This window comes from Amycolatopsis sp. NPDC049691 (assembly GCF_040675005.1).
Classification (GTDB): domain Bacteria; phylum Actinomycetota; class Actinomycetes; order Mycobacteriales; family Pseudonocardiaceae; genus Amycolatopsis.
Window position 1 is genome coordinate 210,559 of the sequence record NZ_JBFANX010000002.1, and the last position, 25,368, is coordinate 235,926.

23 protein-coding genes are annotated in these 25,368 nt (G+C 70.9%); 13 read left to right on the plus strand and 10 right to left on the minus strand.

Features of this window, described 5'->3' with window-relative positions; translation table 11 throughout:
* From AB0J40_RS05245 to purD, 7 genes are all read right to left on the minus strand, one after another.
* Positions 1–1,128, minus strand: a complete 1,128-nt coding sequence (locus AB0J40_RS05245; protein WP_364447877.1) for a transglycosylase SLT domain-containing protein — start codon at positions 1,126–1,128, stop codon at positions 1–3.
* Between the two features lie 20 nt (positions 1,129–1,148).
* The gene (locus AB0J40_RS05250) at positions 1,149–1,460 is read right to left on the minus strand and encodes a hypothetical protein (protein WP_364447879.1); all 312 of its coding nucleotides are present in this window, start codon (positions 1,458–1,460) and stop codon (positions 1,149–1,151) included.
* A 133-nt stretch (positions 1,461–1,593) separates the two neighbouring features.
* On the minus strand, positions 1,594–2,352 hold the full coding sequence (locus AB0J40_RS05255; protein WP_364447882.1) for an ESX secretion-associated protein EspG: 759 nt from the start codon (positions 2,350–2,352) through the stop codon (positions 1,594–1,596).
* A gap of 2 nt (positions 2,353–2,354) precedes the next feature.
* The gene (locus AB0J40_RS05260) at positions 2,355–3,923 is read right to left on the minus strand and encodes a hypothetical protein (protein ID WP_364447884.1); all 1,569 of its coding nucleotides are present in this window, start codon (positions 3,921–3,923) and stop codon (positions 2,355–2,357) included.
* A 9-nt stretch (positions 3,924–3,932) separates the two neighbouring features.
* Positions 3,933–4,499, minus strand: coding sequence for a DUF3558 domain-containing protein (locus AB0J40_RS05265; protein WP_364448692.1), 567 nt, complete (start codon positions 4,497–4,499; stop codon positions 3,933–3,935).
* A 25-nt stretch (positions 4,500–4,524) separates the two neighbouring features.
* Entirely contained in the window at positions 4,525–4,905 is a 381-nt protein-coding gene (locus tag AB0J40_RS05270; RefSeq protein ID WP_208608264.1) for a hypothetical protein, read from the minus strand.
* A 114-nt stretch (positions 4,906–5,019) separates the two neighbouring features.
* The gene (gene purD / locus AB0J40_RS05275; protein ID WP_364447886.1) at positions 5,020–6,291 is read right to left on the minus strand and encodes a phosphoribosylamine--glycine ligase; all 1,272 of its coding nucleotides are present in this window, start codon (positions 6,289–6,291) and stop codon (positions 5,020–5,022) included.
* A gap of 507 nt (positions 6,292–6,798) precedes the next feature.
* On the opposite strand from purD, the gene AB0J40_RS05280 reads away from it, so the two are divergent.
* The 3 genes from AB0J40_RS05280 (at position 6,799) to AB0J40_RS05290 (ending at position 10,515) form a co-directional block, all read left to right on the plus strand.
* Positions 6,799–7,935, plus strand: coding sequence for a glycerophosphodiester phosphodiesterase (locus AB0J40_RS05280; protein WP_364447889.1), 1,137 nt, complete (start codon positions 6,799–6,801; stop codon positions 7,933–7,935).
* A gap of 44 nt (positions 7,936–7,979) precedes the next feature.
* Positions 7,980–8,900 carry a serine hydrolase domain-containing protein gene (locus AB0J40_RS05285; RefSeq protein WP_364447891.1) on the plus strand — a complete coding sequence of 307 codons (921 nt, stop codon included), beginning with the start codon at positions 7,980–7,982 and terminating at the stop codon, positions 8,898–8,900.
* 70 nt (positions 8,901–8,970) lie between these two features.
* Entirely contained in the window at positions 8,971–10,515 is a 1,545-nt protein-coding gene (locus AB0J40_RS05290) for an amino acid permease (protein WP_364447894.1), read from the plus strand.
* Here the strand turns inward: AB0J40_RS05290 and AB0J40_RS05295 are convergent.
* Positions 10,442–11,719, minus strand: a complete 1,278-nt coding sequence (locus AB0J40_RS05295; RefSeq protein ID WP_364447897.1) for an aromatic acid/H+ symport family MFS transporter — start codon at positions 11,717–11,719, stop codon at positions 10,442–10,444. The two genes, AB0J40_RS05290 and AB0J40_RS05295, sit on opposite strands and share 74 nt — an antisense overlap.
* 149 nt (positions 11,720–11,868) lie before the next feature.
* On the opposite strand from AB0J40_RS05295, the gene AB0J40_RS05300 reads away from it, so the two are divergent.
* The gene (locus AB0J40_RS05300) at positions 11,869–13,503 is read left to right on the plus strand and encodes a cation:proton antiporter (RefSeq protein ID WP_364447899.1); all 1,635 of its coding nucleotides are present in this window, start codon (positions 11,869–11,871) and stop codon (positions 13,501–13,503) included.
* On the opposite strand, the gene AB0J40_RS05305 is transcribed toward AB0J40_RS05300, so the two are convergent.
* On the minus strand, positions 13,484–14,389 hold the full coding sequence (locus tag AB0J40_RS05305; RefSeq protein ID WP_364447902.1) for a TIGR03564 family F420-dependent LLM class oxidoreductase: 906 nt from the start codon (positions 14,387–14,389) through the stop codon (positions 13,484–13,486). The genes AB0J40_RS05300 and AB0J40_RS05305 overlap by 20 nt on opposite strands.
* A gap of 527 nt (positions 14,390–14,916) precedes the next feature.
* Between AB0J40_RS05305 and AB0J40_RS05310 the strand changes: the two genes are divergently transcribed.
* Positions 14,917–15,414 (plus strand): OsmC family protein, encoded by a 498-nt coding sequence (locus tag AB0J40_RS05310; protein ID WP_364447905.1) that lies wholly within the window; start codon positions 14,917–14,919, stop codon positions 15,412–15,414.
* On the opposite strand, the gene AB0J40_RS05315 is transcribed toward AB0J40_RS05310, so the two are convergent.
* Positions 15,411–16,697: an adenylosuccinate synthase gene (locus tag AB0J40_RS05315; RefSeq protein ID WP_364447908.1), complete on the minus strand. Its 1,287-nt coding sequence runs from the start codon at positions 16,695–16,697 to the stop codon at positions 15,411–15,413. The two genes, AB0J40_RS05310 and AB0J40_RS05315, sit on opposite strands and share 4 nt — an antisense overlap.
* Before the next feature lie 112 nt (positions 16,698–16,809).
* On the opposite strand from AB0J40_RS05315, the gene AB0J40_RS05320 reads away from it, so the two are divergent.
* The 8 genes from AB0J40_RS05320 (at position 16,810) to AB0J40_RS05355 (ending at position 25,357) form a co-directional block, all read left to right on the plus strand.
* On the plus strand, positions 16,810–17,454 hold the full coding sequence (locus AB0J40_RS05320) for a hypothetical protein (protein WP_364448694.1): 645 nt from the start codon (positions 16,810–16,812) through the stop codon (positions 17,452–17,454).
* A gap of 140 nt (positions 17,455–17,594) precedes the next feature.
* Positions 17,595–18,233 carry a DUF1524 domain-containing protein gene (locus tag AB0J40_RS05325; RefSeq protein WP_364447910.1) on the plus strand — a complete coding sequence of 213 codons (639 nt, stop codon included), beginning with the start codon at positions 17,595–17,597 and terminating at the stop codon, positions 18,231–18,233.
* A 127-nt stretch (positions 18,234–18,360) separates the two neighbouring features.
* Positions 18,361–19,968, plus strand: coding sequence for an ABC transporter substrate-binding protein (locus tag AB0J40_RS05330; RefSeq protein ID WP_364447912.1), 1,608 nt, complete (start codon positions 18,361–18,363; stop codon positions 19,966–19,968).
* On the plus strand, positions 19,965–20,918 hold the full coding sequence (locus tag AB0J40_RS05335) for an ABC transporter permease (protein WP_364448696.1): 954 nt from the start codon (positions 19,965–19,967) through the stop codon (positions 20,916–20,918). The genes AB0J40_RS05330 and AB0J40_RS05335 overlap by 4 nt, the downstream gene beginning before the upstream one ends.
* The gene (locus tag AB0J40_RS05340; protein WP_364447915.1) at positions 20,911–21,726 is read left to right on the plus strand and encodes an ABC transporter permease; all 816 of its coding nucleotides are present in this window, start codon (positions 20,911–20,913) and stop codon (positions 21,724–21,726) included. The genes AB0J40_RS05335 and AB0J40_RS05340 overlap by 8 nt, the downstream gene beginning before the upstream one ends.
* Entirely contained in the window at positions 21,723–23,270 is a 1,548-nt protein-coding gene (locus AB0J40_RS05345) for an ABC transporter ATP-binding protein (RefSeq protein WP_364447918.1), read from the plus strand. Before AB0J40_RS05340 ends, AB0J40_RS05345 begins: the two co-directional genes overlap by 4 nt.
* A 69-nt stretch (positions 23,271–23,339) precedes the next feature.
* Positions 23,340–24,233 carry a glycosyl hydrolase family 18 protein gene (locus tag AB0J40_RS05350; protein ID WP_364447920.1) on the plus strand — a complete coding sequence of 298 codons (894 nt, stop codon included), beginning with the start codon at positions 23,340–23,342 and terminating at the stop codon, positions 24,231–24,233.
* Between the two features lie 17 nt (positions 24,234–24,250).
* A complete protein-coding gene (locus AB0J40_RS05355; RefSeq protein ID WP_364447923.1) occupies positions 24,251–25,357 on the plus strand; it encodes a glycosyltransferase in 1,107 nt (368 codons plus the stop codon).
* The last annotated feature ends 11 nt before the right edge of the window (positions 25,358–25,368 follow it).

Consider the following 25,368-nt stretch of genomic DNA (forward strand, 5'->3'; position numbering starts at 1 on the left):
CTAGTAGCCCCGGTAGGCACCTCCGTGGGCCATGGCCTTGATGCCGGGCACGTTGTCGAGGCTGCCGTAGCGGTCGAAGGAGTACCGGACGCCCGCGATGATGTTGTCGACCGGGTTGTAGATGTTGTCGTGGCCGGGCAGCTTGTGGGCGTTGAACGTCGAGTCGATGCATTGCATGAGCCCCTTGGACGGGTGCCCCGCGGCGGCATTGGAATCCCAATTGTTTATAGCGTTTGGATTCCCGCCCGACTCGTGCTGGATGATCGCCCAGATCTTGGGGATGTCGGCGTCGGTCACCGGGATGCCCGCGGCCTGCAGTGCCTTCATCGCTTCCTGGATCCACTGCTGGACGTTCCCCGGGGGCGGCGAGGACGGGGGACCGCCGCTCGGGCCGAGGCCGCCACCACCGCCGCCTCCACCTCCGCCGCCACCGCCGTGGTGGGAGGAGCCGTTGCTGTGGATGCCGCCGGTGCTCTTGGGCGCCGCCGCGGAGCTGGCCGGGAGCGGGACCTGGTCGTAGCCGCCCTCGATCTGCTGGGACATCAGCTTCTGCGACGCCTTGATCGCCGTGTCGGCCTGGGCCTGCAGGCCCGCCACGTCACCGTCGAAACCCGCGGTGATGTCGTGGATGTCCGTCTTAGCCTTCGCCAGGATCTCGTCGGCGCTGGGGCTCGGTCCCGGCTTTCCTTCCTCGTGCGCCTTCTTCGCCGCGGCCAGCGCGTTGTTGATCTGGGTCTCGGCGGTGGCGTTGCGGGCGTTGACCGCCTTCTCCGCGGCCAGCTGCTTGTCCCCGACGTTCTTCTTGATCTGCTCGAGGGTGGACGCGAGGCTGTCGAGGTCCTTGGCGACGTCCTCTAGGTGGGTCTGGACCTTGGTGCCGGCGTCGCGCACCTGGCGGACGTAGGTGAAGAACTGGTCCGCCGCGGGGCCGGCCCAGACACCGCCGTTGAGCGCGTCGGTCGAATTCTTCAGCGACGCATTGTGGTCGCCGGCGTTCTTGCCGGCCTCGCGGAACTGCGTCGCCGCCGCGGTGATTTTTCCCAAATCGACCTTTTCGACCTGGTCCACCTTCTTCATGAAAGCTTCCCAGTTGTCCGGCGTTCCGGCGCCGACCGCGTTCAAGCCCACTCTCGTGCCCCCTGCTCAGTTCACTTGTCGACGTGGAGGGTCAGGTCGCTCGCCCCGACCTGGTCGGTCTCGGCGATCAGCCCGGCGGCCTTGCGCATGGCGAACCCCAGCGCCTCCATGTGCTTGCCCGCGGCGTCGAACTGGCTGTGCACGCCGTCCTTGAACTTGCCGACCGCGCCGTGCGCGTCGCCCGTCTCGTCCATCCCGCCGAAGGGGCTTTCCTTCTCGTGGTCCAGGCCGGTGACCTTCTGCTTGGACTTCTCGAACTCGTCCTTCAGCTTCTCCACCTGGCCGGCCGCGATGGCCATCGATTCGGTGTCGTAGACAGGCACGGTTCGTCATCCCCTTCGGAAACTCGTATCCGCCCGATCAGACGTCGCCATGACCGGGACGGTTCCCGCGCTTACTTTATGACTTCCCGAGGGGCGCGCGTACGGATCCCGGGCAACTTCCACCCGCCCGCGCTCAGGCCTCCGCCACCAGTTCGCGGATCCGGGTCGCCAGCAGGGCGTTGTCCGCCGGGGTCACGGTCGCCCATTCGCGGCCTTCGCGGTCCGGTGCCACCTGGAACAGGTAGCGGCCCGCATCCGTGTCGAAGAACGCCACCACGCGGCCCGCCCGGTGGACCACGCCGTCGCGGCCGACGCGCTCCGCGCCGAACTGGCCGCGGGCCTCCTGGCCCAGCAGCATCCCCGACAGCTCCTGGGCGTGGAACAGCTCGACGCCGCGGTCCTCCAACGCCGTGACCAGCGCTTTCGCGTCGCCCTTCGCCGCCGAATCCGCCGCTCGCAGGACGTCGTACGGAATGCTCACCGTCTGGCCGATGCCCGGGCCCAGGTCGCCCGCGACCGAGACCGCCGCCTCCGCGAGGCCGTCCTCGGTCGCCGGGATCAGCCACACCTCGCCGTGGTCCACCACCGCCAGGACCGCCTGGCCGCGGGCGCTCACCACGCGGCCGCGGATCTCGCGCTCGGCCCACACCCAGACGTCGATGCCGTACTGCGGGCGGGCCAGCAGGTGCAGCTGGTCGGCCACCTCGCCGGTCACCCGGCGGTTGCGGGCCAGGCGCCGCTCGCTCAGCGACGCCCACGCCGCGTCCACCAGCTCCCGCCGTTCGGTGTGGGTGGTTCCTTCGCTCGGCACGTCCAGCGCGACGTGGCGGCGGGGCAGCTCGAGCGACTCCCAGAGCACGTCGAACTCGTGCGCGGACAGCACCAGCGACACGGTCAGCGCCCGTCCCCTTCGTGGTCACCGATCACGTCGGGCGAGACCATCCGCTGGTCGGCGAACAGGTCCTGGTCGTCGACGCCGTAGCGGCGGACGTGCTCGGCGTCGTCCTCGTGCGGGGCCGCCTCGGCCAGGAACTTCGCCTCGCCGGGCTTCTGCTTCGGGCTGATCTGCTCCGACTTGCGCAGCGCGGCGGCCTCCTCCTCGGGCAGCTCGCCGACCGGCAGCGGCCGCACCGGGCCCTTCGCCGGGCCCTTTTCGCGCCGCTGGCGTTCCTTGTCGCCGCTCAGCGCGCCACCGGCCGCGCCGGCGCCGATCGCCGCCGCGCCCGCGCCGATCTCGCCGGGGGTCGCGCCGGGCTTGACGGCGAACCCGCGTTCGGCCGTGAACTGGCCGGGCGGGAGCGGGGCCTGCGGCATCGAGCCCACCGTGCGGCCCTTGGCCAGCAGCCCGTCGGGGCCGCGGCCCGCCGAGCTGTCGAGGCCGGTCGAGCCGCTGGACGCGCCTCCGCCGCCGCCGAGCGACTTGATCGGCGCCGTCGCCGGCGACGAGCCGGGCGGCAGCGCGCCGGGCGCACCCGGCGGGACGAACTGGTCGCCGGCTCCGACGGAAAGACCGGGCGAGAAGTGGGTGGAGTCACCGGACGCCGTGCCGCGGCCCGGGGCGTTGACCCAGCCGGGCGAGGGCGTCGCCGTCGGCGGCTTCGCGCTCGACGGAGTCGTCGACGAAGGCGTCGTGTGCTGCGCGGCCGGTGCGGTCACCGATCCCGTCTGCCGCGGCGGCTGCGCCACGGGCCGGGACGGCTGCTGCGCCGCGACGCCGTAGACCGGGGTCGGCGGGTCGGCGTGGACCATGTGCGACACCGGCTGCACGACCGGCGGGTCGACGTGCACCGACCGGACCTTGTCCGAGGCGGGCTTCACCCCGCCGTCCGGCGTCACCGCGACGGCGGCGCCCGCGACGTCCAGCACGCCCGGCGCGATCCCGGGGGCGGCCAGCTTCAGCGACTCGGGGTCGGACAGCGACTGCGTCGAGAGCAGGTTCGTGCCGCTTTCCTGCGCGTACTCGTTGAGCGCCTGCTTCGCCTGCTCCTTGGCGTTGTTCGCGGCCTCGACCTGACGCGCGTGGTCGGTCTCGAAGCCGATCAGGGACAGCAGCAGGCCGTCGGTGAGCGTGTAGCCGCCCGCGCCCTTCCGGACGGTCTCGGCGTCCGGCAGCTTGTACTTGGTGCGGTTGAAGGACTCGCCCTGCTCGAACACCATTTCGGCGGCGTGCGCGACCTTCGTCGTGGCGTCCTGAGAGAACCCGGCCTGCTCGGTGAGCACCTGGCTCGCCGCGCCACCCGCCTGGCTCTGCCACTCGACGCCGAGCTTCAGCAGCTGCGCGCGCAGCGTCTGGTCGGTGTGGGCGAGGGCGGTCGCGACGGCCTTCAGCGCGTCGACGGCCGTGCCGATGCTGCCGGTGCCGTCGCCGTTGACCATCCGCGTGATCTGGTCGGCGATCGCGGTGTTGGTCCAGCCGTCGAACCGGTGGTTCTGGATGCCGGCCGCGAGCTCGGAGAATTCCACGCGCCCTCCCTAGTTGCGTGCTTTCAGGGTCTGCACGGCGATGTCGGCGGCGTGCACCGACATCTCGCACAGCTGCGGCTGCGTGAGCTTGCCGCGGGTGATGGCGAAGGTCTGGACGGCCAGGGTCTGGCCGCGTGCGACCCCGACGAGCGCCTCGCAGTCGGCGGGGTCGCCCGCCGCGCGGTAGTTCGTCAGCGCCGGGAAGCCGTCGATCGTCTTCGGCTCGGTGGTCATGCTGTTCTTCCTGCGGGCCCCGGTGATCCACTCGCCGAGGTCCGCGGTCACGGCCCGGACGTGGTAGGCGTGCACCGGCTCGGCGCCGTCGGCGTCGAACACGCACGTCGGCCCGTCCTCGGACGGGCCTTCGCGGGGCGTGCTGGTGATCTTCAGCGCGTCGAGCTGCACCTGCGGGAAGACTTCGCACAGGTTGACGCCCTGCAGGGGCAGCTCGGCCGGGCGCTGCGGCAGCTGGGCCGCCTTGGCGCTCTGCGACGCCGCCGTCGCGGCCGTCTCGACCGGGTACGGGGTACCTTCGGTGCCCGCCGAGCAGCCGGCGAGCGCCGCCGTCGCGAGCACGCCCCCGGTGATCCGCAGCGTCCGGCTACGCACCGTGCTTGCCGCGGTCACCGAACACCGCCGCCTTCTCCTCGTCGCTGACCTTGTAGTCCTTGGCGGCGTCACGCAGCTGCGAGACGAGGCGCTTCAGGCCGGCGACGTACTCGCGGACCTGACCCGCGTAGGAGCGGTCGCCGTCGGCGATCAGGGAGTTCCAGGCCTCGATGGACTGGGTGCTGATCACGTCGGCCGACGGCGCGTCGATCCGCAGCAGGCCGAGCTTGGTCAGCAGCTGGTCTTCGAGGGCGTTGGCCTGCTCTTCGACGATCCGGGCGACGTCGAGCAGCTTGTCCGGGTGGACCAGGACGTCCGCGGCCGCCGGCGCCACCGGGACGGCCGGGCTCAGGTCGTACGAGGGTCCTGACATGCTCTCCCCTGACGTCATGCGGACAGTGACCGGCCGACTCCCGTCGAGGTTACCAACCCACGTGTAGGCGCAGCCTGAGGTTGGACGAAGACCGGACGCCGCCGGTTCCCCCGATCAGGCGCGCTGTTTCGCCGGGGTGCCGACCTCGCCGTTCGCCGCCTTGAGGGCGATGTCCGTGCGGTGGTGCGAGCCCGCGAGGTGGATCTTCTCGACGGTCTCGTACGCGTGCTTGCGCGCCGACTTGAGCGTCTTGCCGGTGCCGACGACCGAGAGCACGCGGCCGCCCGAGGAGACGACGGCGCCGTCGTCGCGGCGGCGGGTGCCCGCGTGCAGCACGCCCTCCAGCTCGGCACCGCCGATGACGTCGCCGGTGCGCGGCTTGCCCGGGTAGCCGTCGGCGGCGATCACGACGGTGACCGCGGCGCCGTTCGCCCACTCCAGCGGCGGGTGCTCGGCGAGCTTGCCGGTGGCGGTGGCGTGCATCAACCCGGCGATCGGGGTGCGCAGCAGGGCCAGCACGACCTGGGTCTCCGGGTCGCCGAAGCGGCAGTTGAACTCGATGACCTGCGGGCCGTCGGAGGTCAGCGCGAGCCCGGCGTAGAGCAGGCCGGAGAACGGCGCCCCGCGCCGGACGAGCTCGTCGGCGACCGGCTGGACGACCCGCTCGACCAGGTCGTCGACCAGGTTTTCGGGCGCCCACGGCAGCGGCGCGTAGGCGCCCATGCCGCCGGTGTTGGGGCCGGCGTCGCCGTCGCCGACGCGCTTGAAGTCCTGCGCGGGCAGCAGCGGGACGACGGTGTTGCCGTCGACGAAGCAGAACAGCGAGGCCTCCGGGCCGTCCAAAAAGGACTCCAGGAGGACCGGGTGGCCGCCGTCGAGCAGCATGATCGCGTGCTTGCGTGCGACGTCGTAGTCCGTCGTGACGACGACGCCCTTGCCGGCGGCGAGGCCGTCGTCCTTGACCACCCAGGTGGGGCCGAAGCGGTTGAGCGCGGCATCGAGGCGGGCCGGGTTGTCGACCACCTCGCTGCGCGCGGTCGGCACGTTCGCGGCGGCCATGACGTCCTTGGCGAAGGCCTTCGAGCCTTCGATGCGAGCGGCGGCGGCCGAGGGCCCGAAGCAGGCGATGCCGGCCTTCCGGACGGCGTCGGCGACCCCGGCGACGAGCGGCACCTCCGGCCCGACGACGACGAGGTCGGCCTGCCAGCTCTTGGCGAGCGCGGCGACGGCTTCGGGATCGGCGGCTTCGACACCGAGCTGCTCGGCCACGGCGGCGGTCCCGGCGTTGCCGGGCGCGCAGGCCAGCGCGGTGACCGCGGGGTCACCGGAGGCCGCGAGGACGAGGGCATGCTCACGGGCGCCGGAGCCGATTACCAGTACGCGCACGGAGCACAGCGTATCCGGCCGGGTTCGCGGCGGACATTTCGCCGTCGGTCGGCAGCTGGGGTGGGCGGGAGGCCACGCGCCGTTCAGGGGCTCGGCGGGGCCGGCTGGCCACTCGGCGAGCGATCCGCCGGCCGCCCCCAGCGAAACGGCAGTGCCGAGGTCGGCCGGGTTCGCGGCGGACCGGGCAGGTCGCTGACGGGCTTGTCCACAAGTCGCCGCCGTTGTGGACTACTCGGCCTCCGGCCCCGGCGATCCGGACGTTTCGTCGGAGGGCGCCGATACGCTGGAAGCGGGGCTGCCCCCAGGGAGGGCGGGGCGCCGCTCGGCCGGGGCGCCGCTCGGCCGGGGCGCCGCTCGGCCGGGGCGCCGCTCGGCCGGGGCGCCGCGCGGGCAGGAGTCCATGCGCCGTTCACCGTCCGGTTCGCCCGGATACGCACTTCGGATGCTTGCGACATCGAGGGTTGCGCGGGTAGTCAGGGTCAACCCTGTGGGAAAAGAGGTCACCAGATGAAGCGCAAACGTGTCGGCGTACTGGCACTCGCCGGACTGGCGCTGCTGAGCGTCACCGGGCTGGCCGTCGGGTCGGCGAGCGCGTCGGAAACCGGGTCCGCCGATGCGGCCGCGCACGGGCGGGGCCACGATGACCCCGTGATCGTCGGACACCGCGGTGCCCCCGGCTACCGGCCGGAGCACACCCTCGCCTCCTACGAGCTCGCCTTCCGGATGGGCGTCGGCTTCGTGGACGTCGACCTCGTGCCCACCAAGGACGGCCAGCTCGTCGCCCGGCACGAGCCGGAGATCGGCGGCACCACCGACGTCGCGAAGCACCCCGAGTTCGCGAACCGGAAGAAGACGCTCGTCATCGACGGTGTCTCCACCACCGGGTGGTTCACCCAGGACTTCACGCTCGCCGAGCTGAAGACCCTGCGCGCGGTCGAGCGGATCCCGCAGAACCGCCCGCACAACACGCTGTACAACGGGCGCTACCAGATCGCCACCTTCCAGGAGGTGCTCGACCTGACCAAGCGGCTCGGCAAGGAGCTGCACCGGACGCTCGGCACCTACCCCGAGGTCAAGCACTCGACGTTCTTCTCCTCCATCGGCAACCCGACCGAGCCGAAGCTCGTCGCGCTCCTCAAGCGCAACGGCCTCGACCGGCCGGACGCGCCGGCGATCATCCAGTCGTTCGAGGTGTCGAACCTGATCGAGCTGCACAAGCAGGTCCGGACGCCGCTGCTGCAGCTGACCTCGGCGACCGGCGCCCCGGCGGACTTCGTCGCGAAGGGCGACCCGCGGACGTACGCGGACCTCGTCACGCCGCAGGGGCTGCGCGAAGTCGCGAAGTACGCGAAGTACCTCGGGCCGGACAAGGCGCAGGTCATCCCGCGGGACAAGAACGACAACCTGGGCACGCCGACCGCGCTCGTCGCCGACGCGCACCGGGCGGGTCTGAAGGTCCAGCCGTACACGTTCCGGAACGAAAACCCGTTCCTGCCGGCGAACCTGCGCTCGTCGGCCGAGCCGGACGCCTACGGGGACGTCTTCACCGAGGAGGCCGCGTTCCTCGAGGCCGGCGTCGACGGCTTCTTCGCCGACCAGCCGGACACCGCGCTCGAGTCGCTGCACGCGTTCCTGGGCCGGTAGAAAACCGCTTTGCCGGGAAGGGCGCTTCCGTGGACGCTGGGTCCGTGGAAGCGCCCTTTTCCGGTGTCGTGCTGGTCAGCCGCGGCGACGAGACGCTGCTCGCCGAGGCGTCCGGGTACGCGCACATCGCCCACGGCGTCGAAAACACCATCGACACGCGGTTCGCGATCGCCAGCGGCACCAAGGGGTTCACGGCGCTGGTGGTCGTCGGCCTGGTCGCCGAGGGGCGCCTCTCGCTCGGCACCACGGCACGGGAGGTCCTCGGCGGCGACCTGCCGCTGATCGACGACCGCGTGACCGTCGAACACCTGCTGACGCACACGTCCGGCATCGGCGACTACTGCGACGAAGACGACGAGGCAGGGCCGCCGCCGACGCCCCTGCTGGCCACGTCGGCCGACTACCTCGCCGCGCTCGACGGCTTCCCGCAGCGGTTCCCGCCGGGCGAACGCTTCCACTACAACAACGGCGCCTTCGTCGTGCTCGGCCTGATCGCCGAACGGATCGCGGGCATACCTTTCGCCGACCTCGTGCGGACGCGCGTCACCGAGCCCGCGGGGATGACCGACACGGCGTTCCTGCGCTCGGACGCGCTGCCCGCCCGGACGGCCACCGGCTACCTGGAAGACGGCCGCACCAACGTGTTCAGCCTCCCGGTCGTCGGCCACGGCGACGGCGGGATCTACAGCACTGCGCCGGACTTCCGGAAGTTCTGGCGCGCTCTGTTCGACGGCCGGATCGTCCCGCGCGAGTGGGTCCGGCGGATGCTGCGCGGGGAGCGCTACGGGCTCGGCTTCTGGCTGCCGCGGCCGGGCGTGGTCCGGCTGGAGGGCGGCGACCACGGCGTCAGCTTCCGGAGTACGCACCAGCCGTCGTCCGGGGTCACCGCGACGCTGATCTCGAACGACCACCGAGGTGGCGGGCCCCTGCTCGCGCGGCTGGACGAGTATTTGACGAAGGCTTGACACCCTCCGGGACCAAGGCTACCTTCGGCGAATTCAATGGTCTGGCCGCATACCTTTCAAGAGGTGCCCGATGGATGTTTCCGACCAGCAGACCACCCCCGACCACGCCGACGAAGACAGCGCGCGCCTGCACCAGCTGGGGTACGCCCAAGAGCTCAAACGGACGATGTCCGCGTTCTCCAACTTCGCCGTCTCGTTCACGATCATCTCGATCCTCTCCGGCTGCCTGACGCTCTACGGCTTCGGCATGAAGACCGGCGGACCCGCCGCGATGATCTGGGGCTGGCCACTGGTCGGGGTGTTCGTCATCCTGGTCGGGCTCGGCATGGCCGAGGTCTGCTCGAGCTACCCGACCGCGGGCGGCCTCTACTACTGGGCGGCGAAGCTCGCGCCGGACAGGTCCGGACCCGTCTGGTCGTGGTTCACCGGCTGGTTCAACCTCATCGGGCAGATCGCGGTCACCGCGGGCATCGACTTCGGCGCGGCGCTGTTCCTCAACGCGTTCCTCGACCTGCAGTGGGGCTACGAGGCGACGCCGGGGCACACGATCCTGCTGCTCGCGATCATCCTCGTGGTGCACGGCCTGCTGAACACCTTCGGCGTCCGGATCGTCGCGATCCTCAACAACGTCAGCGTGTGGTGGCACCTCATCGGCGTGCTGGTGATCGTCGGCGTGCTGGTCTTCGTGCCGGCCAAGCACCAGGACGCGTCGTTCGTCTTCGGCAGCTTCGTCAACCAGACGGGCTGGGGTTCGACCTTCTACGTCTTCGCACTGGGTCTGCTGGTGGCCCAGTACACGTTGACCGGTTACGACGCATCGGCGCACATGACCGAGGAGACGAAGAGCGCGGCGACGGCCGGGCCGCGCGGCATCGTCATGTCGATCGTCGTCTCGCTCGTCGCGGGCTGGATCCTGCTGATCGGCCTGACGTTCGCGATCCAGGACTACGACGGCGCCGTCGGCTCGGCCACCGGCGTCCCGCCCGCGCAGATCTTCATCGACGCCACCGGCGCGGTCACCGGCAAGTTCCTGCTGCTGATCTGCATCGGCGCGCAGCTGTTCTGCGGCATGGCGTCGGTTACGGCGAACTCGCGGATGATCTACGCGTTCGCCCGCGACGGCGCGATCCCCGGATCGGGGTTCTGGCACAAGATCAACAAGCGGACGCAGACGCCGACCAACGCCGTGTGGCTCGCTGCGGGCGGCGCGCTGGTCCTGGCGCTGCCGTACCTGTGGAGCGCGACGGCCTACGCGGCGGTGACGTCGATCGCCGTCGTCGGGCTGTACGTGGCGTACGTGATCCCGGTGTTCCTGCGCGTCCGCCGCGGCGACTCGTTCGAGCCCGGACCGTGGTCACTCGGCAGGTGGGGCAAGCCGGTCGGCATCATCGCGACGATCTGGGTCGTGCTGATCTTCTTCCTGTTCATGCTGCCGCAGGTGTCGCCGGTGACGGTGGACTCCTTCAACTACACGCCGATCGCGTTCCTCGTGGTGCTCGGCGGCGCGGCCCTGTGGTGGGTGCTCTCGGCCCGCAAGTGGTTCAAGGGCCCGAAGGTCCAGGGGTCCGAGGCGGAACTGGCCGCGGTCGAGCAGGAGCTGAAGGAGCTGGGCTGACGTCGTCTTCGGCCGGGGAGCGGCGGCCGGGACGGACCACCGTCACGGCCGCCGCGCCCAGCGCGCCGACACCCGCGAACGCGTAGAAACCCCACGGGTACGCGATTCCGGCCGTCAGCAGCGCGCCGCCGAGGATCGGACCGGAGATCGCGCCGATCCGGCCGATGCCGGCGGACCAGCCGAGGCCGGTCGCGCGGATGGCGTCCGGGTAGATCCGGCCGATGTAGGCGTACACCAGCACCTGCGCGCTGAACACGAAACAGCCGGTGAGGAACACCGCCGCATACAGCCCGACAGCGGGCAGCTTCACGCTCAGCAGTGCGAGGAACACCGCGCCCGCGCAGAACCACACGATGGCCGACGGCCGGATGCCGACGCGGTCGGCGACCCGGCCCGCCACGAGCAGGCCCGCGATGCCGCCGACGTTCAGCGTCAGCAACAGGCTCAATGCCGCGCCGAGCGGGTAGCCGGCCTGGCGCATGATCTCCGGCAGCCACGTGTTCAGGCCGTACACCAGCAGCAGTCCCATGAACGACGTGACCCAGAACGCGATCGTCGCGCGCAGCAGGCCGCCGCGGAACAGGCCGGCGACGGCGTGCCCGGCCGACCGCTCGGTCTCGCGAACCCGCTGGAACGACTCGGACTCCGGCAGGAACTTCAGCATCAGCGGGATCAGCACCACCGCCGGGATCGCGCCCGCGACGAACATCGCGCGCCAGCCCAGCGGCGAGATCAGCACGATGCCCAGCAGCGCCGTCAGCACCGCGCCGACGTGGTAGCCGGTCATCACCGTGGTCGTCGCGCTGCCGGACTTGCCTTGGCGCGCGTACTCCGTGACGAGCGTGATCGCCGTCGGCAGGCAGCCGCCGAGGCCGAGGCCGGCGACGAACCGCAGCAACCCGAAGACGAACGTCGAGGGCGCGAACGCGCACAGCAGCGTGCAGAGCGAGAACAGCGTCACCGAGATGATCAGCGACTTCCGGCGGCCGATGACGTCGGTGACGGTGCCGATCGCCAGCCCGCCCAGCATCATCCCGGCGAGCCCGACCGTCGACACGACCGACGCCGTGGCGGGTGTCAGGCCCCAGACGTGGCCGCGGAGCAGCACGGGCAGCACGGTGCCGAGCACGACCAGGTCGAACCCGTCGAGCAGGACGGCGGTCCAGGCCAGGGGCACGACCCAGGAGCGGGTGCCAGGGGACATGGAGAACCTCCGGATGTGCGTCGGTGCACGTGATCCGCACAGGTGTACGTATTGCGCACAAGTATGCCTGGGAGGTATGTCGTAATCCAGGTCACTTCCACTGAGCGGAAGCCGAGCGCAGGCCGTCTACCTGCGGGAAGATCACGCGAGTGGAAATCCTGACGCTGATGGGCGTGCTCGCCGGCTCGCTGGCCCTGACCGCCCTCGCGCGGCGCTACAACCTGTCGGCGCCGCTGCTCGTGGTGGTCGTCGCGCTCGGCGTCGCGCTGATCCCCGGCGTCCCGCGGTTCGAGCTGGAGCCCGAGCTGGTGCTCACCGTCGTGCTGCCGCCGCTGCTCTATTCGACGTCACTGGAAAGCTCGCTGACGCACTTCAAGAACAGCCTGCGGCCGATCGTCGCGCTCGGCGTGGTGCTGGTCGCGGTGACCGCGGTGGTCGTCGCCTCCGTCGTGCACCTGCTGCTGCCGGACGTGCCGTTCGCCTCGGCGCTGGTCCTCGGCGCGGTGGTGGCGCCGCCGGACGCGGTGACGGCGGTGGCGATCGGGCGCAAGCTCGGCCTGCCGCGGCGGCTGATGACCGTGCTGACCGGGGAAAGCCTGGTCAACGACGCCGCCGCGCTGACGCTGTACAAGGTCGCGCTGGCCGCGGTCGCGGGCACCGCGGGTTCGGCGGGGCACGGGTTCGCGGTGTTCGGCGTGGCGACCGTGCTGGGCATCGCGGTCGGCCTCGCGATCGGCGCGGCCGTCGTGCTGGTCCGGCGCCTGCTCGACGACCCGCTGATGGAGTCGGCGTTCGGGATCATCGTCCCGTTCGGCGCGTACGTCACCGCGGAACACCTGCACCCGTTCGGGGCGGAGTTCAGCGGATCCGGCGTGCTGGCGGTCGTCGCCGCCGGCCTCTACCTGGGGGCACGCTCGCTGTACGCGTCCCCGGCGACGCGCATGCAGGACAGATCCGTGTGGGCGTCCATCGACGTCCTGCTGGAGGCGCTGGTGTTCGCGCTGATGGGGCTGCAGCTGCCGTTCGTGCTCGACGGCGCCCAGCACGCCGCCCGCGACAACGGGACGCTCGCGCTCGTCGCGGTGGTCGTGCTGCTGGTGACGATGGCGGTGCGGATCCCGGCGGTGTTCGTCTTCGCCTACCTGCCACGGGCGATGCGGCTGTTCGGCCGCGGCCGCGCGGCCCCGCCGTGGCGCTCGCTGGCGGTGTTGTCGTGGACCGGCATGCGCGGCGTCGTGACGCTGGCCGCGGCGGCCGGCGTCCCGGCGGGCACCCCGGGCCGCGAGGAGATCCAGCTGTTCGCGTTCGCCGTGGCGATCGGGACGGTGCTGATCCAGGGGCTGACGCTGCCGCCGTTGATCCGGGTGCTGAAGGTGCAGGACCCGGCGGAAGCGTCGCGGGACGAGGCCGAGGAGCTGGCCGCGCGGGAGGTCGCGAAGAAGGCGGCGCACGAACGCCTGCGCGAGATCAGCCGCGAGCGGCTGGCATCGCTGGACCTGCCGCCCGAGAAGGTCCAGCGGCTCAAGGAGCGGCTGGAACGGCTGGTCGACACGCGCTACCGGTTCGCCGAAGCGACGATCAAGCTGTCGGGCGAGGACCGCCCGGGCACCCCGCAGGCCCAGTTCGCGAAGGCCCGCAAGGAGCTGCTGATCATCCAGCGCAAGGCGATGATCGAGGAGAACCGCGCGGGCCGCCTCGATGACGACGTCCTGCAGAAGGTGCTGCGGGAGCTGGACCTGGAGGAGATGTCGGTGACGGCGACCCTCACGAACCGATTGAGCTGATGACCTCCCAGGTCCGTTTCCGTTCCGCGGCCGACCGGATGCCGGTCTGCGAGACGAGGACGTCGGTCGCGCCGGCGTCGTAGTAGCGCCGGAGCCCCTTGAGGACGGTGTTTTCGTCGCCGATGATGGCGAGGTCCGCCGCGTGGCCGACGCCTTCGACGTCGAGGATCCGCCGGTAGGACGGGATCTGGCCGTAGAAACCCATCTGTTCGACGGCTTTCGCGCGGACTTCATCGGGTTCGTCGGTGACAATGGCGGGGACGGCGGCGATGACCCGCTTGCCGGCCATGGCCGGCACGATCCGCTCGGAAAGCGCTCTCGGGCCGGCGAGGAAGGGCAGGGTGCCGTCGGCGAGCTCGGCGGTGACCTTGAGCGCCTGCGGCCCCATGGCGGCGACGATGACCGGGATGTCGCGGCCGCCGGCCACGGTGGAGGGTCCCGGCGGTTTCGCTTGGACGGTTTCGCCTTCGAAGTCGACGGCTTCCCCGGCGAAGACCTGCTTCAGGACGGTGAGGTACTCGCGCAGGTGCCGGATGGGCGGCGGGTAGCCGAGGCCGTAGACGGGACCGAGGAAGCCTTTCGAGCCGAGCCCGATGCCGAGGGTGAAGTTGCCGTGCGCGGCGGCTTGCGCGGTTTGCGCGGCACTGGCGACGAGCAGCGGGTGCCGCGGGTAGGTCGGGACAACGGAGGTACCGACCTCGAGGCCGGGGTTTTCCCGCCCGGCCAGCGCGGCGACGGCGATGGCGTCCTGGCTGAGGGGAAGCTGCGAGAACCAGACGGACTTGAGCCCGGCATCGGCGGCTTGCCGGGCCTGGGCGAGCAGCTCGTCGACGAGATTGGGGGCGGCGTCGGTGTCGCCGGCGGGGAGGGTGACTCCGATGGTCATGGGTTCAAGTTAGCGAGACGCGCCACCGGTTTCCGGCTTCCCAGGAATTGAGAACCGACGGCTTGGCTTGGTTCGGCGGGGTTTCCGACAGTTTCCGGCTCGGGGAGCCGCGGCGGGCCTGGGTTGTCCACATGCGGTCCGGTTGTCCACAGATTCCGGCCGAGCCCGTTTTTGCTACCCGGGTGCCGATACGCTGGAAGCGGGACCGGCCCCCCAAGGGAAGGGCGGGGTGCGCCCGGCGGCCGGTTCGACGGGTCCCGGTCGGATTGCTGCGGAGCTTCGAAGAAGTTCAGCTCAACCTCGTGATCGTGATCGCGACTGGACCGACGTTGGTCGCCACAGGAAGAACTGGCCCGCCCGCGCCGGCAGGCACAGCGGACGGAGGCCGCCGCTCATCATCCCCGTCCCAGCCGCCCGTGCAAGCGCTTCCGCATTCCGGACGCCGCCGCTCCCAGGAATTGAGAACCCGAGCGGGCCGTCGTGAAATCCCCCACCCTGAAGCGAAATCACGATCTTCAGGAGAGCCCATGTCGCTGACCGACGTCATCGAAGGCACCCGCAAGGCCGTCGACGCCGACCCGCACAACGCCGCTGTTTCCTTCTCCGTCGCCAACACCCTCAAGCCCGGGACCAAGACCGAGGTCCACGTCCAGGTGCGGGACCACAGCTTCACCGTCGACGAGCCGCCCGCGCTCGGCGGGACCGACCAGGCCGCCAACCCCGTCGAGTTCGCGCTCGCCGCCCTTGGCTCCTGCCAGGTCGTCACCTACCAGTTCTGGGCGGCGAAGCGCGGGATCCCGCTCGACTCCGTCAAGGTCACCGTCGACGGCGACCTCGACCTCCACGGCTTCTTCGGCTTCTCCTTCAACACGCGCCCCGGTTTCGGGGACGTGCGCGTGTCCGTCGAACTCGAAGGGCCGGCGAGCCGGGAGCGCTACGAAGACCTCAAGCGCGAGGTCGACGAGCACTGCCCGGTGCTCGACCTCTTCCGCAACGAGACGCCGGTCAGCACGAAACTGACCTAGACGAACTGGTGCCGGACGATCGTCTGGTCGCGGCCCGGGCCCACGCCGATCGCCGAAATGCGGGCGCCCGACAGTTCTTCCAGGCGCTCGACGTACGCGCGCGCGTTCGCCGGGAGCTCCTCGAACGTGCGACACGCCGAGATGTCCTCGAACCAGCCCGGGTGCTCTTCGTAGATCGGGATGGCGTGGTGCACGTCGGTCTGCGTCATCGGCATGTCCGGCGTGCGGAAGCCGTCGACCTCGTAGCCGACGCACACCGGCACCTTCTCCAGGCCGGACAGCACGTCCAGCTTCGTGAGGAAGTAGTCGGTGATGCCGTTGACGCGCACCGCGTACCGCGCGATCACCGCGTCGAACCAGCCGGTGCGGCGTGAGCGGCCCGTCGTCACGCCGAACTCGCCGCCCTGCTTGCGCAGGTACTCGCCGGACTCGTCGTGCAGCTCGGTCGGGAACGGGCCCGAGCCGACGCGGGTCGTGTACGCCTTGAGGATGCCGAGCACCGTGGTGATCCGGCCCGGGCCGATGCCCGACCCCGCGCTCGCGCCGCCGGACGTCGGGTTCGACGACGTCACGAACGGGTACGTGCCGTGGTCGACGTCGAGCAGCGTGCCCTGCGAACCCTCCAGCAGCACGGTTTCGCCGCGCTCGAGGGCCTGGTTGAGCTGCAGGCGCGTGTCGGCGATGCGGTGCGCGAACTTCTCGCCCGCGGCCAGCACCTCGTCGGCGACCTCGTTCGCGTCGAGCGCCTTGCGGTTGTAGACCTTCACCAGCACCTGGTTCTTGAACTCCAGCGCGGCTTCGACCTTCTGGCGGAAGATCTTCTCGTCGAGCAGGTCCTGCACGCGGACGCCGACGCGGGCGATCTTGTCCTGGTAGCACGGCCCGATGCCGCGGCCGGTGGTGCCGATCTTGCGGCTGCCGAGGTACCGCTCGGTGACTTTGTCGATGGCCACGTGGTACGGCATGATCAGGTGCGCGTCGGCCGAGATCAGCAGCTTGGACGTGTCGACGTCCCGCGCTTCGAGGCCGGACAGCTCTTCCAGCAGCACGCCCGGGTCGACCACCACGCCGTTGCCGATGACGTTCGTCACGCCCGGCGTCAGGATGCCCGACGGGATGAGGTGCAGGGCGAAGTTCTCGCCGTTCGGCAGGACGACCGTGTGACCGGCGTTGTTGCCACCCTGGTAGCGGACGACCCACTGGACGCGGTCACCCATCAGGTCGGTGGCCTTGCCCTTGCCTTCGTCTCCCCATTGGGCACCGATGAGCACGATGGCCGGCATGTGACACTCCAGGTGTTCGACGACTGAGGTTTAGTGTCCCGGACGGACACCGGTGGCGCTGACGAAATGCCGGTGCATGACTGTAACGGAGGACCTGCGGGTGCGCGGAATCGTGGTGGCCTGTGGCGACGGCGCGGCCGGCTTCGAAGAAGTCGACGACGTCGAATCCGTCCGCGTGCCCAGCCGTCCCGGCAAGGCGGAAATCGACCCCTTGCTGGGCGAACACGATCACCTGGTCGTGTCGGGCACGGACGCGGACCTCGCCGCGGTCGTGCTGCGGCTGCTCCGGAAGGACGCGCTCTCCGGCGTGTCGGTCGGGTACGTGCCGTCGTCGCCGGACTCGTCGGTCGCCGCGCTCTGGAACCTGCCGAAGACGCCGCTGCAGGCCGTCGCGCTCGCGCTGCGCGGCGAGGTCGACCCGGTGCCGCTGATCCGCGACGACGTCGGCGGCGTGCTCGTCGGGCGCGGCGAGCTGCGGCTGGTCCGCGGGGTGGCCTACGCCGACGAGCAGGTGGCGCTGCGCGGGCCCGCCTCGACGGTCGAGGTGACGCCGGACCCGGGCGGGCCCGGCCTGGCGATCCGCGTCGTCAAGGGGACCCTCTTCAAGCGGCCGACGACGTTCTACGCGCGCGCGTTCCAAATCGGCTGCATCCCGACGCGGCCCGTCAGCGACGACGTCGTCCACGAGCGCGCGGTGAACAAGTGGACGTGGTACCGGCACACCCAAGACCTTCGGCTGGTCCGCGGACCGGCCTGACCTGCTAGTTTCACGGTCGAGCGAACCGGTGGCAACGCAGCGTTCACCAACGGGCAGCAACATGTCACCTATACGTGTTGCACACGCCACTCAGGTGTATCAGGGTTAGCTGTCCCCACACCTGAACCGGAGGCAGCAAGATGCCAACCAGGCGTGCTGTTCGTCATTCGTTCACCATCCTCGCGGCCACCGCCGTGCTCTCCGGGACGCTGGTCAGCGTCGCCGAGGCCACCCCGCCGGGCATCCCGTCGGCTTCGACGGCGAAGACCGAGCTCGCGTCCCTGACCGTCAAGGCCGACGGTTCGCAGACCGGCTACAGCCGCGACAAGTTCCCGCACTGGATCGACCAGGGCGGCGGCTGCAACACCCGTGAGGTGGTGCTCAAGCGCGACGGCACGAACGTGGTCACCGACTCCAGCTGCGCGGCGACCTCCGGCAGCTGGAAGAGCCCATACGACGGCGCGACCTGGACGGCGGCGTCCGATGTGGACATCGACCACGTCGTGCCGCTGGCCGACGCGTGGCGCACCGGCGCCTCGTCGTGGACGACCGCGCAGCGCCAGGCGTACGCGAACGACCTGTCCGACCCGCAGCTGATCGCCGTGACGGACAACGTGAACCAGGAGAAGGGCGACAAGTCGCCCGACCAGTGGAAGCCGCCGCTCGTGTCCTACTGGTGCACCTACGCAAAGATGTGGGTCGCGGTGAAGTACAAGTTCAAGCTGACGATCAACACGGCGGAGAAGTCGGCGCTGACGGACATGCTCGGCCGCTGCTGAGCGCTGTCAAGGCCGAATCCGTGCGGTGTCAGGGATTGGGACCGCGGTTCGCCTGGTGGGACGGCCTTCAGCGCGTGGTTAGCGTCGCTCTTCGAAGACGCAACCGCTCCCCGCTGGAGGCCGTCCGGTGTCCCCACTCTTCCGCGCCCGCAACGCCGCGGCCCTGCTCGCCCTGCCCGTTCTGCTGACCGCCTGCTCCGCCGCCGGCACCGAACAAGCCGCTTCCGGGCCGCCGAAACCCGGTGGCACGCTGCGCCTGGGTATTTCGTCCGCGCCCGACTGCATCGACCCGCAGCAGGTCGCGACGAACGCGTCGATCAACGTCGCGCGTCAGCTCGTCGACTCGCTCACCGACCAGGACCCGAAGACCGGCGAGATCAAGCCGTGGCTGGCCGAAAAGTGGGAGAGCAACGCCGATTCGACGGCGTTCACCTTTCACCTGCGGTCCGGCGCGACGTTCTCCGACGGGAGCCCGGTCGACGCCGCCGCGGTGAAGACCAGCTTCGACGGCATCAAGGCCCTCGGCACGAAGGCCCAGCTCGGTTACGGCTACCTCGCCGCGTACAAGGGCGCCGGCGTGGTCGACCCGCGGACCGTCCGCCTCGAGTTCTCCGCGCCCAGCGCGCAGTTCCTGCAGGCCAGCTCGACCGTCTCGCTCGGCGTCCTCGCCCCCGCCGCGTTCAAGAAGACGCCGGAGCAGCGCTGCCAGGGCAACGGCCTGATCGGCTCCGGGCCGTTCGTCTTCGAAAGCCTGAAGCAGAACCAGGAAATCGTCCTGGCCAAGCGCAAGGGCTACGGCTGGGGCTCGTCGCTGTTCAAGCACCAGCGCGAGGCCTACCTCGACAAGATCGACTACAAGATCGTGCCCGAGCCCGGTGTCCGCACCGGCAGCCTCTCCTCCGGCCAGCTCGACGCCGCCACCGACATCCAGCCGGTCGACGAGCCGCAGTTCAAGGGCAACGGCTTCAGCGAGAACATCCGGCCCAATCCCGGCGTCGTGTTCAACCTGCACGCCAACACCACCCGCGGCGTGCTCACCGACGAGAAGGTGCGCCAGGCCGTGCTCAAGGGCGTTGACCGCACCGAGGTCGTGAACACCGTGCTGACGCCGAGCTACCGGGCCGCGACCAGCATCCTCGGCTCGGCGACCCCGCTGGTCAGCGACCTCTCGCAGCAGCTCGCGTACGACCAGAAGAGCGCGGCCGCGCTGCTGGACGGCGACGGCTGGGTGCCCGGTCCCGACGGGATCCGCGTCAAGGACGGGCGGCAGCTGAGCGCCTCCGTCGTGTTCTCGCCGGTGTTCAACCAGAACCGCAGCGTGCTGGAGCTGATCCAGCAGCAGCTCCGCAAGATCGGCTTCGACCTGCGGATCGAGCAGCACACGACGGCCGAGACGACGCAGCTCCAGCTGGCCGGCAACTACGACTTCCTCTGGTACAACGTCACGCGCGCCGACCCGGACATCCTGCGCGGCCAGTTCTCCACCAAGGCGGGCAACCGCAGCAAGCTCGCCCCGGGCAACCCGCTCGACGTGGCCCTGGACGCCCAGTCGTCCACTGTGGACACCGCCAAGCGCAAGCCGTCCGCCGACGAGGTGCAGAAGCTCATCATCGACCACGCCTACGCGATCCCGGTGTTCGAGCTGACCCAGGTCGTCGCGCTCAGCGCGAAGGCGCACGCCGTCGACTTCGAAGCGTCGTCGCGGCTGCAGCTGTTCGACGCGTGGCTGTCGTGAGGCGCTACCTCCTCCGCCGCGTCGGGCAGGCGGTGTTCGTGCTGTGGGCGGCGTTCACGCTGTCGTTCCTCATCCTCTACCTGCTGCCGGGGGACGCCGTTTCGGCGAAGCTCGCCGCCGGGGAGGCGGGTTCGTCGGCGACGCCCGAGCAGCTCGCCGCCGCCCGCTCGGAGTACGGCCTCGACTCGCCGTTGCCGGTGCAGTACCTGAAACGGCTGGTCTCGGCGCTGCACGGCGACTTCGGCCGCAGCGTCGCGACCGGCGACGACGCGACCCACATGGTCGTCACGGCGTTGCCGCCGACGCTCGCCGTGACCGGCCTGGCACTGGTCTTCGCGGTGCTGTTCGGCGGCGGGTCGGCGTTCCTCGGCACGTTCACGCGGTTGCGCTGGCTGCGGCAGGCGCTGCTGTCCCTGCCGTCGCTGGCCATCTCGCTGCCGCCGTTCTGGGTCGGGCTGCTGCTGATCCAGTTCTTCTCGTTCCGCCTGCGGCTGCTGCCGGCGCTCGGCACGCAGGGCTTCGCCGCGGTGATCCTGCCCGCGATCACCCTGGCCCTGCCGACGGGCGCGATCATCGGGCAGGTGCTGGCCAAGAGCCTGGCGACGCAGCAGGAGGAGCCGTACGCGGAGATCGCGGCGGCCAAGGGCGCGAGCCGCTGGCGCGTCCACTTCGGACACCTGCTCCGCAACGCGGCCGTGCCGGCGCTGACCATCACCGGGGTGGTGGCGGGCAACCTCGTCGCGGGGTCGGTGATCACCGAGACGGTGTTCTCGCGCGACGGCGTCGGCCGGATCACCGCGGCCGCCGTCACCGCGCAGGACGTTCCGGTCGTGCAGGCGGTGATCGTGCTGGCCGCGCTGGTGTTCGTGGTGCTCAACCTGGTCGTCGACCTGCTGTACCCGCTGCTCGACCCGCGCATCGCCCGGACGCCGGAGGTGGCCCGTGGTTGACCTCGCCACCCCCGTCGTCCGCCGTCCGGGACTCGCGATCGCGGTCGCGGTACTGGCGTTCGTCCTGCTGGCGGCCTTCGCGCCGGCCCTGCTGACCGGGTACGACCCGATCACGGGTGTCCCGGCCGAGCGGCTGCAGGCGCCGTCGTTCCACCACCTGTTCGGTACCGACGAAACCGGCCGGGACGTCTACGCGCGCGTGATCCACGGTGCGTCGCTGTCGTTGCGGGCCACCGCGATCGCCGTGCTCGTGGCGCTCGTCGCGGGCTCGGCGCTCGGCCTGCTCGCCGGGTTCCGCGGCGGCTGGGCCGACACCGCGATCATGCGGGTCGTCGACGTCTTCCTGGCCATCCCGCCGATCCTGCTGTCGCTGGCGCTGGTCACGGCGCTGGGCTTCGGCACGACGAACGTGGCGATCGCCGTCGGCATCGCGAACCTGGCGTCCTTCGCGCGGGTGATGCGCGCGGAGGTGCTGCGCGTGCGAAACGGCGTGTTCGTCGAAGCGGCACGGGCCTCCGGAGTGCGTTGGTCGGGCGTGCTGCTGCGGCACGTCCTGCCGAACGCGGCGGGCCCGGTGCTCGCGCTGGCGACGCTCACGCTCGGCACGGCCGTGCTCGAGGTGTCGGCGCTGAGCTTCCTCGGCTTCGGCGCGACGCCGCCGACGCCGGAGTGGGGCTCGCTCGTCGCGGGCGGGCGCAGCTTCCTGGCCACCGCGTGGTGGATGACGACGTTCCCGGGCCTGACGGTCGCGGCGGTGGTGCTCGCCGCGAACCGGCTGTCCCGCGCGCTGGACGGAGGAGACCGATGAGCCTGCTGCGGATTTCGGACCTGGCCGTGTCATACCAGGGGGTCCCGGCCGTGCGTGACGTCGGGTTCGCCGTCGGCGCCGGCGAAGTGGTCGCCGTCGTCGGCGAGTCGGGCTCGGGCAAGTCGACGACCGCGCACGCGGCGATCGGCCTGCTGCCCCGCGGCGGCCGCGTCGACGGCGGTTCGATCACCTTCGACGGCCGGGACCTGCTTTCACTGTCGCCCCGGCAGTGGCGGTCGGTGCGCGGCCGCGAGATCGCGCTGGTGCCGCAGGACCCGGCGGTGTCGCTGAACCCGGTGCACCGCATCGGCGACCAGGTCGCGGAGGTGCTGAAGATCCACGGCCTCGCGGACCGGCGGTCGGCGCCGGCCGAGGCGATCTCCTTGCTGGAGCGGGCCGGCGTCCCCGAGCCGTCGGTGCGCGCCCGGCAGTACCCGCACCAGCTGTCGGGCGGGCTGCGGCAGCGGGTGCTGATCGCGGCGGCGCTGGCCGGGCGGCCGAAGCTGATCATCGCGGACGAGCCGACGTCGGCGCTGGACGTCACGGTCCAGCGCCGGATCCTCGACCACCTGACGTCCTTGGCCGCCGGCTCCGGGACGGCGATCCTGCTGATCACGCACGACCTCGGCGTCGCGGCGGACCGGGCGTCGCGGATCGTGGTGCTGTCGCAGGGTTCGGTCGTCGAGGAGGGCTCGTCGGTGGTCAGCGCGCCGACGCACCCGTACACGCGGCAGCTGATCGCGGCGGCGCCGAGCCTGTCGAGCACGCTGCGCCCGCCCGCGCCGTTGGCCGAGCCGCTGGTGTCGGTGCGGGATCTCGCGAAGTCGTTCGACGGCATCCGCGCGGTCGACGGGGTCTCGTTCGACATCCCGCGCGGCCAGACCTTGGCCCTGGTGGGCGAGTCCGGCTCGGGCAAGTCGACGACGGCCCGGCTGCTGCTGCGGCTGGAAACGCCGTCTTCCGGCTCGGTGTCGTTCGACGGCCAGGACATCACTTCGCTGGCAGGTGAGGAACTCCGGAGGCTGCGGCGGCGGATGCAGATCGTGTACCAGAACCCGTACGCGTCGCTGAACCCGAAGTTCTCGATCGAGGACGTCGTGGCGGAGCCGCTGCGGGCGTTCAAGCAGCCGCGCACGCGGGTCCCGGAGCTGCTCGACCAGGTGGCGTTGCCGGCGTCGGTGGCGCGCCGCAAGCCGGCGGAGCTGTCGGGCGGGCAACGCCAGCGGGTGGCGATCGCCCGGGCACTGGCGCTGCGCCCGGACTTGGTGGTCTGCGACGAACCGGTGTCGGCGCTGGACGTTTCGGTGCAGGCCCAGATCTTGGCGTTGCTGGCAGAGCTGCAGTCGTCGCTGGGGTTGTCGTACCTGTTCATCTCGCACGACTTGGCGGTGGTGCGCCAGCTGGCCGACCAGGTCGGCGTGATGCGCTCGGGCAAGCTGGTGGAGCTGGGACCGGCGGCGCAGGTACTGGCGGAGCCCCAGTCGGAGTACACGAAGGAACTGCTGGCGGCGATCCCGGGGCGGTCGGTGCAGGAGGTCGGCTGAGACAGAAAACCGGACAGGACGCACGGTGGGTGGTTCCCCAACCACCCACCGCGACGTATGGTCTGGACCATGCGGAGGATCGGCGTGGCCTTCGTGGCCTTGGTGCTGATGATTTCGGGTGCGGTGCCGGCTTCGGCCGCCGCCGGGCGCAGGGTTGTCGTCTACTACCAGACCATCTACAACGGCTCCGCCTACGTCTCGCCGCTTCCCCTGCGCGACGCCGGGGCCACGGACGTCATCGTCGGGGCCATTCACCTCGACGCCAACAGCGTGGTGCACCTCAACGACGATCCGCCGAACGCCGCCAAGTTCACGCGGATGTGGCAGGACCTCGCCACCCTGCGCAACCAGGGCGTGGACGTCCTCGCGTTCGTCGGCGGGGCGGCCGCGGGCAGCTTCCAGCGCCTCGAAACCCAGTTCGGCACGTATTACCCCTTGCTGCGGAACCTCATCCGCACCTATTCGCTGTCCGGCATCGACCTGGACATCGAAGAGCACATGTCGAACGCGGCCCTCAACAAGCTGATCGACGCCCTGCGCACGGACTTCGGCAGTTCGTTCCTGATCACCCTCGCCCCGGTGGCGACCGAACTCAGCGGCGGTGGCGGGCTCTCGGGGCTGAACTACGACACCCTCTACCGCGACCGCGGCGCGCAGATCTCGTGGTTCAACGCCCAGTTCTACTGCGGCTGGGGCTCCCTTTCCACCACCTCCGGCTACGACAACATCATCCGCCGCGGCGTCGTGCCGGCGAGCAAGGTCGTCGCCGGGACGGTCACCAATCCCGCCAACTGCAGCGGGTACGTCGACATGCCGACCCTCCAGTCGACCGTGCGGAGCCTCAAGAGCAAGTACGCGGACTTCGGCGGCGTCGACGGCTGGGAGTACTTCAACTCCCTGCCCGGCGGGACGTCGGCACCGCAGCAGTGGGCGCAGCAAATCGCTCCGGTCGTGCAGGGCTGACCAGTACGCTCGGGTGAGTGCGCATCCTCTTCACGTGCCGCCCGGCGTACGGCCACCTGTTCCCCTTGCTGCCGCTGGCGAACGCCGCCGCGGCGGCCGGCCACGACGTCGTCTTCGGCACCGGCGAGTCGTTCGTCCCGAAGGTGCGTGACCTCGGGTTCGCCGTCCACCGGGCCGGGATCGGCATCGGCGAGGCGGAAGCCGAGGCGAAACGGCGGCACGGCGCGGACGCCGGTTTCCTCGACGTCGGCATCACGATGTTCGCCGAGCTGCTGCCGCGTTCGCTGCTCGAAGACCTGACGCCGCTGCTCCCCGGACTACGTCCCGACCTCGTCGTCTACGAGATGAGCGACGTCGGCGCCGGCATCGCGGCCCGCCGCGCGGGCATCCCCGCCGTCTCGGTCGTCATCGGGCGGTCCATGCCACCGGAGCTGCTGGCCGTCGCCGCCGAACGGCTGCGGCCGCTCTGGGGCACGCTCCCCGCGGACGCGCTCTTCGGCGACGCCTGCGTCGACGTCTGGCCGGACAGCGTCCGCGACCCGGGTACGGCGGCCGTCCCGACGGTGTTCCGGATGCGCCCGACGCCGTACGACCCCGACGTCCCGCTGCCGCCCCTGCCGGAAGACGGCTTCGTGTACCTGACGCTCGGCACGGTGGTCTTCGGCGCGACGGACGTCCTGCGCGGCGCGATCCGCGCGCTGGCGAACCTCGGCGTCGACGTCCTGGTGGCGCTGGGCCCCGGCGATCCCACTCTGCTGGGAGAACTGCCGTCGCGCGTCCGGGTCGCCGGGTTCGTGCCGCAGGCCGAGGTGCTGAAGCACGCGGGACTGGTCGTGCACCACGGCGGCACGGGCACGGTCCTCGGCTCACTCGCGGCCGGGCTGCCGCAGCTGATCCTGCCGCAGGGCGCCGACCAGTTCGCCAACGCCGAGAACCTTTCCCGCCTCGGACTCGCCCGCGCGCTGGTGGGCGACGAGATCCGCATCCCCGCGATCGAGACGGCGGCGCGCGAACTGCTCACCGACCCGAAGCCGCGCGAACTGGCCCGGGGAGTCGCGGCCGAGATCGCGGAAATGCCGCCGCCGGAGCAGGTCCTCGACGAGCTGGTCACCTGGGCCTCGTGAGTGGTCAGGGC